The 12,807-nt window shown below is 61.8% G+C and carries 13 protein-coding genes, 1 tRNA gene and 1 pseudogene; 12 read left to right on the forward strand and 3 right to left on the reverse strand.

Annotation, left to right across the window (positions count from 1 at the left end):
- The first annotated feature begins 4 nt into the window (after window positions 1–4).
- From sufB to ACOOEX_RS08145, 9 genes are all read left to right on the forward strand, one after another.
- Complete coding sequence (sufB, locus tag ACOOEX_RS08105; RefSeq protein ID WP_420397926.1) at window positions 5–1,525, forward strand: Fe-S cluster assembly protein SufB; 1,521 nt, start codon at window positions 5–7, stop codon at window positions 1,523–1,525.
- 76 nt (window positions 1,526–1,601) lie between these two features.
- Window positions 1,602–2,375: an FkbM family methyltransferase gene (locus ACOOEX_RS08110; RefSeq protein ID WP_420397927.1), complete on the forward strand. Its 774-nt coding sequence runs from the start codon at window positions 1,602–1,604 to the stop codon at window positions 2,373–2,375.
- On the forward strand, window positions 2,375–3,268 hold the full coding sequence (locus tag ACOOEX_RS08115) for an FkbM family methyltransferase (protein WP_420397928.1): 894 nt from the start codon (window positions 2,375–2,377) through the stop codon (window positions 3,266–3,268). The genes ACOOEX_RS08110 and ACOOEX_RS08115 overlap by 1 nt, the downstream gene beginning before the upstream one ends.
- 121 nt (window positions 3,269–3,389) lie before the next feature.
- A complete protein-coding gene (locus ACOOEX_RS08120) occupies window positions 3,390–3,863 on the forward strand; it encodes a hypothetical protein (RefSeq protein WP_420397929.1) in 474 nt (157 codons plus the stop codon).
- A gap of 75 nt (window positions 3,864–3,938) precedes the next feature.
- Window positions 3,939–4,694 (forward strand): Fe-S cluster assembly ATPase SufC, encoded by a 756-nt coding sequence (sufC, locus tag ACOOEX_RS08125; RefSeq protein WP_071690444.1) that lies wholly within the window; start codon window positions 3,939–3,941, stop codon window positions 4,692–4,694.
- Window positions 4,694–5,989 (forward strand): Fe-S cluster assembly protein SufD, encoded by a 1,296-nt coding sequence (sufD, locus tag ACOOEX_RS08130; protein ID WP_420397930.1) that lies wholly within the window; start codon window positions 4,694–4,696, stop codon window positions 5,987–5,989. The genes sufC and sufD overlap by 1 nt, the downstream gene beginning before the upstream one ends.
- Before the next feature lie 4 nt (window positions 5,990–5,993).
- Window positions 5,994–6,536: a hypothetical protein gene (locus ACOOEX_RS08135; protein ID WP_420397931.1), complete on the forward strand. Its 543-nt coding sequence runs from the start codon at window positions 5,994–5,996 to the stop codon at window positions 6,534–6,536.
- A complete protein-coding gene (locus ACOOEX_RS08140; RefSeq protein WP_420397932.1) occupies window positions 6,533–7,117 on the forward strand; it encodes a Yip1 family protein in 585 nt (194 codons plus the stop codon). Before ACOOEX_RS08135 ends, ACOOEX_RS08140 begins: the two co-directional genes overlap by 4 nt.
- An 11-nt stretch (window positions 7,118–7,128) precedes the next feature.
- Window positions 7,129–8,349 (forward strand): cysteine desulfurase, encoded by a 1,221-nt coding sequence (locus ACOOEX_RS08145; protein WP_420397933.1) that lies wholly within the window; start codon window positions 7,129–7,131, stop codon window positions 8,347–8,349.
- A 136-nt stretch (window positions 8,350–8,485) separates the two neighbouring features.
- Here ACOOEX_RS08145 and ACOOEX_RS08150 read toward each other — a convergent pair whose 3' ends face one another.
- Window positions 8,486–9,988, reverse strand: a complete 1,503-nt coding sequence (locus ACOOEX_RS08150) for a fused MFS/spermidine synthase (protein ID WP_420397934.1) — start codon at window positions 9,986–9,988, stop codon at window positions 8,486–8,488.
- A 119-nt stretch (window positions 9,989–10,107) separates the two neighbouring features.
- Here ACOOEX_RS08150 and ACOOEX_RS08155 point away from each other — a divergent pair.
- Together ACOOEX_RS08155 and ACOOEX_RS08160 are read left to right on the forward strand one after the other, a co-directional pair.
- Window positions 10,108–10,184 (forward strand) — tRNA-Arg (locus ACOOEX_RS08155).
- 61 nt (window positions 10,185–10,245) lie between these two features.
- Window positions 10,246–10,392 (forward strand): DUF6538 domain-containing protein, encoded by a 147-nt coding sequence (locus ACOOEX_RS08160; protein ID WP_420397935.1) that lies wholly within the window; start codon window positions 10,246–10,248, stop codon window positions 10,390–10,392.
- A gap of 4 nt (window positions 10,393–10,396) precedes the next feature.
- Here the strand turns inward: ACOOEX_RS08160 and ACOOEX_RS08165 are convergent.
- Window positions 10,397–11,634: pseudogene (locus tag ACOOEX_RS08165) on the reverse strand (IS3 family transposase).
- Window positions 11,635–11,811: 177 nt separating this feature from the next.
- Here ACOOEX_RS08165 and ACOOEX_RS08170 point away from each other — a divergent pair.
- Window positions 11,812–12,234: a TRAP transporter large permease subunit gene (locus tag ACOOEX_RS08170; RefSeq protein WP_420397936.1), complete on the forward strand. Its 423-nt coding sequence runs from the start codon at window positions 11,812–11,814 to the stop codon at window positions 12,232–12,234.
- Between the two features lie 227 nt (window positions 12,235–12,461).
- Here the strand turns inward: ACOOEX_RS08170 and ACOOEX_RS08175 are convergent, their stop codons facing one another.
- Complete coding sequence (locus ACOOEX_RS08175; protein ID WP_420397937.1) at window positions 12,462–12,773, reverse strand: hypothetical protein; 312 nt, start codon at window positions 12,771–12,773, stop codon at window positions 12,462–12,464.
- Between the last annotated feature and the right edge of the window lie 34 nt (window positions 12,774–12,807).

A 12,807-nucleotide genomic window follows, 5' to 3' on the forward strand; every position in this document is an offset into this window, starting at 1 on the left:
TGATATGGCCATTGCCGAAACAGAGGTGCGCGAAGGCGTCGACCGCGAGACCGTGGAAACCGTTCAGGCCATGGGCGGCAAGTACAAATACGGCTGGGAAACCGAGATCGAGATGGAATTCGCCCCCAAGGGCGTGAACGAGAGCATCGTTCGACTGATCTCGGAAAAGAATGGTGAGCCCGAGTGGATGCTGGACTGGCGCCTACAGGCGTTCAAGCGCTGGAAGCTGATGGACGAACCGGAATGGTCGATGCTGAACTATGAGAAGATCGACTACCAGGACCAGTATTACTACGCCAAACCCAAGAGCATGGCGGAAAAGCCCAAGTCGCTGGACGAGGTCGACCCGAAACTGCTTGCGACCTATGAAAAGCTGGGCATTCCGCTCAAGGAACAGATGATCCTGGCCGGGGTTGAAGGGGCCGAGGACGCGCCGGCCGAGGGCCGCAAGGTGGCCGTCGATGCGGTGTTCGATTCCGTCTCCGTCGGCACCACCTTCCAGAAAGAGCTGGAGGAGGCGGGCGTCATCTTCTGCTCGATCTCGGAAGCCATCGAGAAGCACCCCGAACTGGTGAAGAAATATCTCGGCTCGGTCGTGCCGATCACCGACAACTTCTTTGCGACGCTCAATAGCGCCGTGTTCTCGGACGGGTCCTTCGTCTACGTCCCACCGGGCGTGCGCTGTCCGATGGAGCTGAGCACCTATTTCCGCATCAACGCGGAAAACACCGGCCAGTTCGAACGCACGCTGATCATCGCCGACAAGGGGTCTTACGTCAGCTACCTGGAAGGCTGCACAGCGCCGCAGCGCGACACCCATCAGCTGCATGCGGCGGTTGTGGAACTCATTGCGCTGGAAGACGCCGAGATAAAGTATTCGACCGTCCAGAACTGGTATCCGGGCGACGAAGAGGGCAAGGGCGGCATCTACAATTTCGTCACCAAGCGCGCTGATTGCCGGGGCGACCGGTCCAAGGTGATGTGGACCCAGGTGGAAACCGGATCCGCGATCACTTGGAAATACCCCTCGTGCATCCTGCGCGGCAATGAAAGTCAGGGTGAATTCTATTCCATCGCCATCGCCAACAACATGCAGCAGGCAGATACCGGCACCAAGATGATCCATCTGGGCCGCGATACCAAGTCGCGCATTGTGTCCAAGGGGATTTCGGCGGGCAAGGCGCAGAACACCTATCGCGGGCTGGTCTCGATGCATCCCAAGGCCAAGAACGGGCGCAACTATACCCAGTGTGACAGTCTGCTGATCGGCGATCAGTGCGGGGCGCATACGGTGCCTTACATCGAGGTCAAGAACAACTCCGCCCGGGTGGAACATGAGGCGACCACCTCCAAGGTCGATGACGACCAGCTCTTCTATTGCCGTCAGCGCGGGATGGACGAGGAAGAGGCCGTGGCGCTGGTGGTCAACGGGTTCTGCAAAGAGGTGCTTCAGGCCCTGCCGATGGAATTTGCCATGGAAGCCCAACAGCTTGTGGCGATCTCGTTGGAGGGGTCGGTCGGCTAGAAAAATTTTCCCGAAAATTTTTCTGTCAGAAAATTCTTCCAGAAGAATTTTCCGCCGGTGAAGAGGACATCTATCCATGGCAGACGGTGCAGTGAAAGCCCCTTTCGACCTCGACGCCGCCCGCGCCGCGATTGCGGGGGGAGACGCGTTCGTGTTCGAAGGCATCGACGTCGTGGCCTGCACCATCGCGGGCCGCCCGTTCCGCTTTGCCGTCGACATGGAGCGCGACCCGATCCAGCGCCATCACCGCATCGGGCTGCTTTACGAGGGGCGCGAGCTGAGCCTGATCAAGCGGGTCATGCCACTTGGCGGCACCTATGTGGATATCGGCGCGAATGTGGGCAACCATTCGCTCTACGTCGCGGCGTTCCTCTCGCCCGCCAAGGTCATACCGTTCGAGCCGAATATGGCGGCCTATAAGCTCCTGCTCGCCAATGTGGCGATGAACGGGTTTGGCAACGTGTTCGACCTATCATGGCTGGGTCTGGGCCTTTCGGACAAACCGGGCGAAGGCTTCGCCATGGAACAGCGCACCCGCAACCTGGGCGCCTCGCGGATGCTGCCGGGGCAGGGCGAGTTGCGCGTTGTGGCGGGGGATGAGGCGCTGGCCTCTGAAAGCCCCGACTTCATCAAGATCGACGTCGAAAGCATGGAATTACAGGTGCTGACCGGGCTTGAAGCCACGTTGAAGCGCTGTGGCCCATGGATGCTGATCGAGGTCGACAAGCATAATGACGAGGGTTTCCACGACTGGCGGCAGCGCGCCGACTACGTGGTGGAGACCGAGGTCAGGCGCTACGAGACCAGCACCAACTACCTGGTGCGGCCCGCGTCGCGGAAGGAGGCGTGATGGCCAGCCATGCCGACAAACGCCGCGCGGTGCTGACCGGGGTGCTGCAACCTTCTCGCCGGATGCGGATCTGCGATGTGGGGGCCAGCCGCCTGTCGACACCGCCCTATCAGGGGTTGCTCGATGACGGTCTTGCCCATGTCTACGGGTTCGAGCCGAACGAGGCGCAGTTTGCCAAACTGGTCGAGGCCCCGTCCGAGCACGAGACCTATTTCTGCGAGGCCGTGGGCCTGCCCGGAAACCGCACGCTTTATATTCACCCGACGGCGGGGTTTACCTCGCTCTACCCGCTGGATGAACGGGCGGTGCGCGCCATCGGCAAGGAAAAGTGGCTGTCGGACCGGATCGAGCCTGTGCCGCTGACCCCCGTGACGCTGGACACGCTGGCGGACCTGCCGCCGGTGGACCTGTTGAAGATGGATCTTCAGGGCGGGGAGTTGGAGGTTCTGCGCGGCGGAATAGCCAAGCTTTCCAGTGCCATAGCGGTCGTAAGTGAAGTGCGGTTCCATCGTATCTACGCGGGCGAGCCGCTGTTCGGTGATCTCGACGCGGAACTACGCGCGCAGGGGTTCAAGCTGCACAAGTTCATGTTTACCAAATCGGTGATGATGCCCCATGAGCATGAGGATCAGGTAGTGCGCCCGAAGCTGACCAGTCAGCTTCTGGATGGCGACGCGGTCTATATCCGCGACGAGGAAACCGCCGGGCTCAGCGACGATCAGCTGATGCACCTGGCCTTTGCCGCCGATACGGTGTTCGACAGCCCCGACCTGGCGCTGCATTGCATCGACCACCTGATCGCGCGCGGCGCGGCGCCTGCCGACCTGCCTTCCGACTACATCGCCCGTTTCCGCCACCATCAGCGCCGCGATGACGCTCAGAAGGAGGTGTGAGGCATGAGACGCGACCACACCCCCGATGGGTGTCAGATCAAACAGCGCGATAGTGAGGATTGGCTGAAATTGCCCCGATCCCATCCCGAAATGCGCCACATTCCCCCGGTTTCGTGCGGGCATGAGCAGTTCTGGCAGCACAATCGTCGATCCCAGCTTCTCGGAACGCGTGGCGCGGATCGAGGCGAGCCGGGCCAAGGCCGCGGACAGCCCCAAGCGCAAGCCGCGCGGGGATGGGGTGACCTATGTCCTGTCGCTGATCGGGGCCTTCGGCGTGGGATTGCTGGTAGTCGTCGCCGCCCGCTACGCCCGGTTCCATCTGACCGGCGTCACGCCGGGCTCGGCGCAGTTGAGCAGTTCCAACCTGGTGCTGGACTTCGGACTGGCCTTTCTGGCCGGCATCCTGTTGCAGCAGATCTTTCACTTCAAACGCCCCGAACACACGGCCGCCAAGACGGCGGGCATGTTCACGGCGGCCTTTACCATGCATATGGCCGTACACGCCTTTCCGGGCCTGTTCGAGCTGTTGTTTTCGGACATCTGGGTACGCCAGGTGATCCGACTGACCGATCCCGCGAAACTGGCACTCTTCTGAGCTGCCCTGACATGACCACGGGCCATCCGCTGCGCGTTGCGCAGGCGGGTCTGGCCGCTATGGAAAGAGGTTTTCATGCTTGAGATCAAGAACCTGCACGTGTCCCTCGAAGAAGAGGACAAGCAAATCCTGAAGGGCGTCGACCTGACCGTTGAGGCGGGCAAGGTCCATGCGATCATGGGGCCGAACGGGTCGGGCAAATCGACCCTGTCCTATGTGCTTTCGGGCCGCGACGGCTATGAGGTGACGGATGGCGAGGCGCTGCTGAACGGTGAAGACCTGCTGGAGATGGAGCCAGAGGAACGCGCCGCTGCCGGTGTTTTCCTGGCCTTCCAGTATCCCGTTGAGATCCCCGGCGTCGGCAACATGACCTTCCTGCGCACCGCCGTGAACGCACAGCGCAAGGCGCGCGGTGAAGAGGAAATGTCGGCTGCCGAATTCCTCAAGGTGATCCGCGAAAAGGCCAAGGCGCTGAAGATCGACGCGGATATGCTTAAGCGCCCCGTCAATGTCGGTTTCTCCGGCGGTGAGAAAAAGCGCAACGAAATCCTGCAGATGGCGATGCTGGAACCCAAGATGTGCATCCTTGACGAAACCGATTCCGGTCTCGATGTGGACGCGATGAAACTGGTCGCCGAAGGCGTGAACGCGCTGCGCGACGAGGGCCGGGGCTTCCTGGTCATCACCCACTATCAGCGCCTGCTGGATCACATCAAACCCGATGTGGTGCATATCATGGCGGGTGGCCGCATCGTGAAGACCGGCGGGCCGGAGCTGGCGCTTGAGGTTGAACAGAACGGCTATGCCGACATTCTGGCGGAGGTCGCGTAATGGCGAACCCGGCTGTAAAACAGGACCCGCTTGCGGCCCGGATCGCGGGGCTGACGCTTCCCGATGGCGCGGGATGGGCAAATGAGGCTCGCGGCGCGGCGCTGTCCCGCCTGACCGCCATGGGCCTGCCCCGCAAGCGCGACGAGTATTGGAAATACTCCGACCCCACCACCCTGAACGCGCCCGAAGCGCCACGTGCGGGGCTTTTCGTGACCGACGAAGCGATGCCGTTTTCGGATACGGATCGGCTGAAGATCGTATTTGTCGACGGGGTTTTCGACGCTGAGGCATCGGATGACCTGTCCATGGAAGGGGTCGAGATCGAACGTCTCTCGGATGCGCTGGCCCGCGATATCCACTGGGCGCGTGATCATTACGGGGTGCTGGAAACCCGGGGACAAAGCCCGGTGGAACGCCCCCTCGCGGCGCTCAACACCGCCTTTGCCACCGATGGTGTGGTGATCCGGGCAACCGGCAAGGCCGCCAAGCCCATCAGCCTGATCTACCTGCATAAATCGGAAACGTCCGACGCGATCCTGCACCATCTGGTGAAGGTCGAGGAAGGCGCCTCGGTCACGGTTCTGGAAAACGGTCCGGCGGCGGCGCGCTTTTCCAAATGCATGGAGGTCGAGGTAGCCGATGGCGGCCAGTTCCACCACGTCCGCGCACAGGGCCGTGACCATGAACGCCGGGCGTCTACCCATATGTTCGCGCGCCTCGGGCAGGAGTCGGTGTACAAATCCTTCACGCTCACGGTGAACGGCATCCTGACCCGCAATGAACAGGTGGTCGAGATCGCTGGCGACAACGCGGTGGCCCATATCGCGGGCGCGGCGCTTGGTGACGGGGCGACCGGTGCGTTCCACCATGACGACACGGTATTCGTGACACATGACGCGGTGGATTGCGAAAGCCGGCAGGTCTTCAAAAAGGTCCTGAGAAACGGGGCCGAGGGCGTGTTTCAGGGCAAGATCCTGGTCAAACCCGACGCGCAAAAGACCGATGGATATCAGCTGTCGCAATCGCTGCTGCTGGACGAGGATTCCAGTTTCCAGGCCAAGCCGGAGCTAGAGATCTATGCCGATGACGTGCAGTGTTCGCACGGGTCCACCACAGGGGCGATCGACGAAGAGGCGCTTTTTTACCTGCGCTCTCGCGGCGTGCCGGAAGGGGCGGCGACCGATCTGCTGGTTCTGGCCTTCCTTGCGGAAGCGATCGACGAGATCGAGGACGAGAGCCTGCGCGAAGATATCCTGACCCGGCTGCAAGGCTGGCTGGACCGGCACAGGGGATAGGCGCTTGTCGGTCACCCGGGAACTCTTGCGCAGCTATGTGCGTCCGCGTCAGGTGATGCGGGCGCTTATGGACGGCAATCGCACCAGCGACCGGCCCGAGGCGCGGGGGTTCATCTACTTGCTGGTGGGGCTGCTGATCATCTTTCTCAGCCAGATCCCGGACCTGACCGGCACCGGCCTGGCCGCGCCAGAGCTGGCCGAGCAACTGACCGGCGAAGATGGCCCGGCGCCGCTGGACGCGCGTCTGGCGATCACTCTGTTTGTCTGGCTCTTCGTCTGGCCGCTGATCCTTTATGTCTTCGGGGGTCTAACCCATGTGCTGGCCCGGCTGGCGGGCGGAAAGGGGCAGGGGGTCAATGCGCGCCTGGCGCTCTTCTGGGCGATCCTTGCCGTGTCGCCGCTCTTCCTGCTGCGCGGCATGGCCAGTGTCAGCCAGTCTGCGCCCATGGTGATGGTGATGAACTACGCGATTGCCGCCGGGTTCTTCTGGATCTGGCTTTCCGGTCTGTTCGAGGCCGAACGGGGCGAAGGACCCGAAAGCGCATGACCCACCTGCTGCATCTTCCGACGCTGCTGCGGCTTGCCCGTCAAACCCTGACCGACCCGCGCGAGGGCGCGCGCTATATCATGGGGCTGAACCTGCCCCGGCGTATCCTGATGCAGTTCTACCTGCTGGAACTGGTGCTGTCGGCCATGTCCTCGGTGATCTTCCTGTCGCTGGCCCCGATGCCGGACGGGATGGCCATTCCGGCGGAAACGGCGGTGACCTATACCGCCTTCGAGGGCGTGATCGGTCTGATCATCGCCTTCGGGGCCTTCCGCATCGGGCAGGCCTTCGGCGGTCAGGGCAGCTTCGAGCAGGCCTTTGCGCTGGTCATCTGGGCACAGTTCATCCTGCTCTGTTTCAGTGTTCTCCAGCTAGTGGCGATGGTCGTCCTGCCCCCGCTGACCGATGTGATCTCCATCGCGGCGCTGGCGCTGTTCTTCTGGCTGATGGTGAATTTCGTGGCCGAACTGCACGGCTTCACCTCGCTCGGGCTGGTCTTCGCGGGGATCATCGTGTCGCTGCTTGGGCTTGCAATCCTGCTCTCTATCCTGTTTTCGGCCATGGGCCTCAGTCTCGTCTAGGAATTCCAACCATGTACGATATCGACAAAATCCGTGCCGATTTCCCGATCCTGTCCCGTCAGGTTAACGGCAAGCCGCTGGTCTATCTGGACAACGGCGCCTCGGCCCAGAAGCCTCAGGTTGTGATCGACGCGGTGACACGCGGCTATGCCGAGGAATATGCCAATGTCCATCGCGGCCTGCATTTCCTGTCGAACCTCGCAACCGAAAAATATGAGGCGGTGCGCGGCACCGTCGCCCGGTTCCTGGGGGCAAAGGACGAGGACGAGATCGTCTTTACCTCCGGCACCACGGAAGGGATCAACCTTGTCGCCTATTCCTGGGCGATGCCGCGGATGGAAGCGGGGGATGAGATCGTCCTGTCGGTCGCTGAACACCATGCCAATATCGTGCCCTGGCATTTCCTGCGGGAACGTCAGGGAGTGGTGCTGAAATGGGTCGATGTGGATGCCAATGGCGATCTGGACCCGGCCGCTGTGCTGGCCGCGATCACGCCCCGCACGAAACTGGTAGCGATCACCCACATGTCGAACGTCCTGGGGACCGTGGTGGATGTGAAATCCATCGTTGAAGGGGCAAAGGCACGGGGCGTGCCGGTTCTGGTCGATGGGTCACAGGCAGCCGTGCATATGCCCGTGAATGTGGAGGAGATCGGGGCAGATTTCTATGCCATCACCGGCCACAAGCTCTATGGACCCTCCGGGTCCGGTGCGATCCATATCCGCAAGGAGCGGATGGCAGAGATGCGGCCCTTCATGGGTGGCGGCGACATGATCCGCGACGTGACCCGCGACGAGGTGAGCTATAACGACCCGCCGATGAAGTTCGAGGCCGGAACGCCGGGGATCGTCCAGCAGATCGGAATGGGTGTGGCGCTGGACTACATGATGGGTGTCGGGATGGATAATATCGCCGCCCATGAAAAACGGCTCTGCGCCTATGCGCGCCAAAGGCTGGATGGGCTGAACTGGTTGAACGTGCAGGGAAAATCCGCCACCAAAGGCGCGATTTTCAGCTTCACGCTGGAAGGCGCGGCCCATGCCCATGACATCTCCACCGTGCTCGACAAGAAGGGCGTGGCGGTGCGGGCGGGTCACCATTGTGCGCAGCCGCTGATGGAGCATATGGGCGTGACCGCAACCTGCCGGGCGAGCTTTGGCATGTACAATACCGAGGCCGAGGTGGACGCGCTGGTGGAGGCGCTGGAGCTCTGCCACGAGCTGTTTGCCTGACAAGACCGGTATTTCGCTGCCTTCGGCATCGATCAGCGGGGGGATCCTCCCCCGTCGCCATTGTTGGCCTTGAACCAATGGCGCATCCAATGGCGACCCCCCTGAGGTATTTGAACCAAGATGAAAGGGGTTGGACTCAGTCAGGGCGGCCGATGAGGCGGTCGATGGGGGCGTAGTCGTCGGTCAGAATCTGGCCGCGCGCCTCGGCAATCTGGGTGATGAAGCGGTCTCCCAAAGCGCCGAAGGTCATGCGGAATGGCATCGGGGCGCTGAACTCGTCGAAGTCGGAGGGCGCGTTGCCCGCGGCGATGACAAAGACCATGCGGCTGCCGGGCTCCGGCTGCGTGGCCTGGGTCCAGACCTCGACACTCGGGAATACCTGTCGCATGGTCTGCACGATGGAGCCGAGCGCCTGCAACCGGTCCTCGTAGTCGATCACGTTCATCAGGAAAGTGCCATTTGTTGTCAGCCGTGACCGGGCCAGCTCGAAAAATTCCTGTGTGACCAGATGAACGGGCACCACCACATCGGTGAAGGCGTCGCCGATGATCACATCATAAAGCTGATCGGGGCGGGTCAACAGGGCGCGGCGTGCGTCTTCGTGAAGGATGGTGACCGTCGTAGGGTCGAACCAGAAATCACGCTCTGCCAAGGCGGTGACGGCGGGGTCGATCTCGGCCACCACCATCGGGCCGGTGCCGTGTTCGGTGAAGGCGCGAGGGATGGAATAGCTGCCGCCACCGATGAAAAAGCTGGTGAAATCGGCGCGCGGGGCGCGGCGGCGAGCAAGCTCATCCAGCATCGCGGCATGTTCGGTGAACATCACGGTGGGGACGTCGCGGGCGCTCATCCCGTGGCCCAGATGGTCGATCACCATCAGGTGAACGGGGCTGTCGAGGTCGGCGGACATATCGACGGTGCGGATGCAGAAATAGTTGCTTTCGAGCGTGCAAGGGGAGGGCGTGGCCAGCGCGAGGCCCGAGAGGCCAAGGGCAATGAGGGCGGCGATGGACGCGATCTTCAAAGCGGCTGACCGCGCGAGCCAGAAGAGCAGCAGCCCGGAAATGACATAGGTCATGGTCACCACGGCAAGCGTAGCGGATGTCCCGAGCCATGAGATGAAGAGAAAGCCCGCCAGCAGCGTGCCCGCAATAGCGCCAATGGCACCGGCGGCAAACATCGCCCCAAGCGCACGGCCCTGCTGGTCGGGCGCCGCCCGCGTGACGGATACATGGGCCAGAACCGGTGCAGGAACGCCGGCGAAGAAGGAGGGCAGGAAGAACACCGCCATGGTGATGGCGGCGATGCCCCAGACCGGATGGCCCACAGCCTCGAGCAGCGGGGTCGCCAGGAGGCGCAGCAGGTTCACCGCAATGGCCGTGGTCAGCGCCGCCGCAATCAGCGCCCCGCCAGTCCAGGCAAGTGCCTTCTCCACCGGGCGCTCCGCCAGCCGTCCGCCCCACCAGTGCCCGGCAGAAAACCCCGCCAGAACCACCGCGATGATCGAGGTCCAGGTGTAAAGTGACATCCCCACATGCGGGGCCAGCATCCGGCCTGCCACGATCTCCACCACAAGCGAGGCCGCCGAGACGGCAGTTTGCAGGGTCAGAAGCAGCCAGAGCGGCATGGCACGGGTCATCGGCAGGATCCTTGAAAGCTTTCGGCAATTGTCATCAGTGCGCGCCGTGACACAAGGGGGCGGGGCGCAAGATTTGCAATTGCAGCGCCTGTCGGGATGTCCTATACGCGGCGCACGCGGCACCCGTAGCTCAGCTGGATAGAGCGCTGCCCTCCGAAGGCAGAGGCCAGAGGTTCGAATCCTCTCGGGTGCGCCATTCCTCAAGCCAACTCATTGGTTACGCTTCAGCTTTTAGCTGCCGCTAACAGCTGTAGACTATGTTGGAGACAATCTCACCCACGTTCACCTTCGTGAAAGAAGGTGTGTTTTACTTCAGCCGCCGCATCCCAAAGGAGCTAAGGGGCCATAACACCTCGACTCGCATCGCATACTCGTTGCGGACAAAGTCCCTGATGTGCCCCTAGTTTCCTAGACACCTGCCTGTTTCAGTTTCCGCTGTCTGATTTCGAAGTCAACGGGCGACAGCATGCCGTTGTTCGTGTGTTTGCGCTTCGGGTTGTAGAAGAGCTCGATATGTTCGAACAGGTCCTGCCTTGCCGCTTCTCTGGTCGGATAGGTGCGACGTCTGGCCCGCTCCCGTTTCAGCAACTGGAATAAGCTTTCGGCGACCGCGTTGTCATGGCAATTGCCGCGTCGGCTCATGCTGGGTTCCAGGTTGTGCTGACGGAGAAACGTCTGCCACTCCCGACTGGTGAACTGGGAACCCTGGCCTGAGTGGATCATGACCTTACCTGCGGGTTTGCGCCGCCATACAGCCATCAGAAGGGCTTGGAGTGCCAGGTCCGTCGTCATGCGGGATTGTGCGGATCCCATTGACCGGCAGGCGATTTGCAAAGCAAATCTGCCGAGAGGGGGCCGACCACACGGCGCGAGAACAGGTCAATGACGACGCACAGGTACAGCCAGCCTTCATGGGTCTTGATGTACGTGATGTCGGTCACCCAGATCTGGTCAGGTGCCGCCGCCTTGAACTTTTGTTCCAGCCTGGTCTCGGCAACCACCGCAGGCTTGCCGCCGTAGCGGCCAGGACGGCGTCTGTAGCCAACCTGCGCCGCGATCCTGGCCAGCGATGCCAGCCGCGCCACCCGGTTCTGCGAGAGGCTCTCGCTCTGATCGCGCAGATCGTCCGTCAGCTTGCGGTAGCCGTAGACCTTGCCGCTGTCGGCCCAGGCCTGCCGGATCAGCTCCGTCTGACGCGCATCCTCCTGCGCTCGGTGGCTTAACGGCTCCTTAAGCCATGCAGAGAAGCCGGAGAAATGAACCCGCAGCACCCGGCACATGGCCCGGACGCCGAACTCCTCGCGATGCGCCCGAATGAAGGCGTACTTCATTGAGACTCGCGCGCGAAGTACGCCGTTGCGTTCGTCGGGGAAACGCCCCACCGGGGCCTTTCCTGATCCTTCCTACTTTAGAATGTCGCGCTCCTCGGTCACCCTGGTCAGCTCGCGCTTCAGGCGCCGGTTCCCGGCTTCATGATCCACGCCGGGATTCTTCGGCACAGGATCGCCGAACAGCTTCATCCACTTGTAAAGGGAATGCGTGCTCACGCCCAAACGCCGAGATACCTCCCGAACCGGATACCCGCGCACCGTGATCTGATGCACCGCATCGCGCTTGAACTCGTCGCTGTAATTGCTTGTCCCCATGTCGGCCTCCTTGCCTCAAAATTAGGGGGCAAAGCGTCTACAAATATAGGGGCACCTCAGGCCTTGCCATCCTGATCGCAACCCTGCATGGCCGCCTGAGCTGGCCACTCTTCGCACGATCATCGTCGACACCGCCTATACCTCGGTCTCGCTCTACACGGTGCTTTCGGGGCGCTGATGCTGTCGAAACTCCTGACTCTGTCGGGCCTTGCCGCAGGTGTCCTGGGCCTCGTGCAATCGACAGGGCTGGAAGGCACCATGCTGATCCTCGCCATCATGCTGGTCTTCCTCGTGCTTGGCTGCGTGATGGATTCAATGGCAATCATCCTGATCTTCGTGCCCCTTTTCGCACCCATCGTCGTCGCACAGGGATTCGCTCTGATTTGGTTCGGTATCATTTTCATCGTCGTGACCGAGATCGCGCTGATCACGCCATCGGTCGGCATGAACGTCTTTGTCCTGAAGGTGGTGCTGCCGGAGGTGCCCGTGGTGCGGATCTTCAAGGGGCTCGTACCCTTTATCGCAGCGGATGTCCTGCGGCTGGCTGCTCTGATCGCCTTCCCCGCGATCACGCTTTGGCTGGGCAGTACGATCGGTTGAATAGTAAAAAGTCTCTGCATCTGGTTGATCCCGTCGAGCAGCAATCGTTCCTGCTCGACGGGACATGCTTGGGCTGATGCCGTGACTTGCCGAGCAAAGCCCCTGCCTTTTCGGTGGACTGCCTGTAGATGTCGAGGCCCGTGGCCACCGCAAGGCGCATGACGATGCAGCGCGCATTGCTCCGGCCCCCTGCGCCCCGACCGGCGGCGATCAAAACTGCGCAGGTGCTATTCCTCGAACCCGAACCGCTCCAGCAATTCTTCGCGCGTGAAGAGCTCGGGCTGTTCCCAGGGTGGTCGCCGTCTGACGAGTTGATAACGCCCGTCTGGCATCCGCTCATACCAGGCGATCCCGATGGTCCCAAGTTCCTGCAAATGCGCCAGATAGGCATCCAGCGTCGTGAAGTCTCGACCCTCCGCATGGGGCAGCGCATCGCCATCACCTGTCCCGTTGCCAAATGAGCTGTCCGCGACCATCGTCAGTCCTCCTGCCACCAGAAGCCCGGCCAGATTTACAGTGTGGCCAAGCTTGAATTTCATCCTAAGTCTCCGTTAAGTATTACTGGAGGTTGCG

Source organism: Nioella sp., from assembly GCF_965215655.1.
Lineage (GTDB): Bacteria > Pseudomonadota > Alphaproteobacteria > Rhodobacterales > Rhodobacteraceae > Nioella.

What these genes read in the sequence shown, in the direction of transcription:
- ACOOEX_RS08170 (WP_420397936.1), top strand. Translation starts at nt 11,812, where the DNA reads ATGCTGTCGAAACTCCTGACTCTGTCGGGCCTTGCCGCAGGTGTCCTG.
- ACOOEX_RS08150 (WP_420397934.1), bottom strand. Translation starts at nt 9,988, where the DNA reads ATGACCCGTGCCATGCCGCTCTGGCTGCTTCTGACCCTGCAAACTGCC.
- ACOOEX_RS08140 (WP_420397932.1), top strand. Translation starts at nt 6,533, where the DNA reads ATGACCCACCTGCTGCATCTTCCGACGCTGCTGCGGCTTGCCCGTCAA.
- sufC (WP_071690444.1), top strand. Translation starts at nt 3,939, where the DNA reads ATGCTTGAGATCAAGAACCTGCACGTGTCCCTCGAAGAAGAGGACAAG.
- ACOOEX_RS08160 (WP_420397935.1), top strand. Translation starts at nt 10,246, where the DNA reads ATGTTGGAGACAATCTCACCCACGTTCACCTTCGTGAAAGAAGGTGTG.
- ACOOEX_RS08110 (WP_420397927.1), top strand. Translation starts at nt 1,602, where the DNA reads ATGGCAGACGGTGCAGTGAAAGCCCCTTTCGACCTCGACGCCGCCCGC.
- ACOOEX_RS08115 (WP_420397928.1), top strand. Translation starts at nt 2,375, where the DNA reads ATGGCCAGCCATGCCGACAAACGCCGCGCGGTGCTGACCGGGGTGCTG.
- ACOOEX_RS08175 (WP_420397937.1), bottom strand. Translation starts at nt 12,773, where the DNA reads ATGAAATTCAAGCTTGGCCACACTGTAAATCTGGCCGGGCTTCTGGTG.
- ACOOEX_RS08120 (WP_420397929.1), top strand. Translation starts at nt 3,390, where the DNA reads ATGAGCAGTTCTGGCAGCACAATCGTCGATCCCAGCTTCTCGGAACGC.
- ACOOEX_RS08145 (WP_420397933.1), top strand. Translation starts at nt 7,129, where the DNA reads ATGTACGATATCGACAAAATCCGTGCCGATTTCCCGATCCTGTCCCGT.
- sufB (WP_420397926.1), top strand. Translation starts at nt 5, where the DNA reads ATGGCCATTGCCGAAACAGAGGTGCGCGAAGGCGTCGACCGCGAGACC.
- sufD (WP_420397930.1), top strand. Translation starts at nt 4,694, where the DNA reads ATGGCGAACCCGGCTGTAAAACAGGACCCGCTTGCGGCCCGGATCGCG.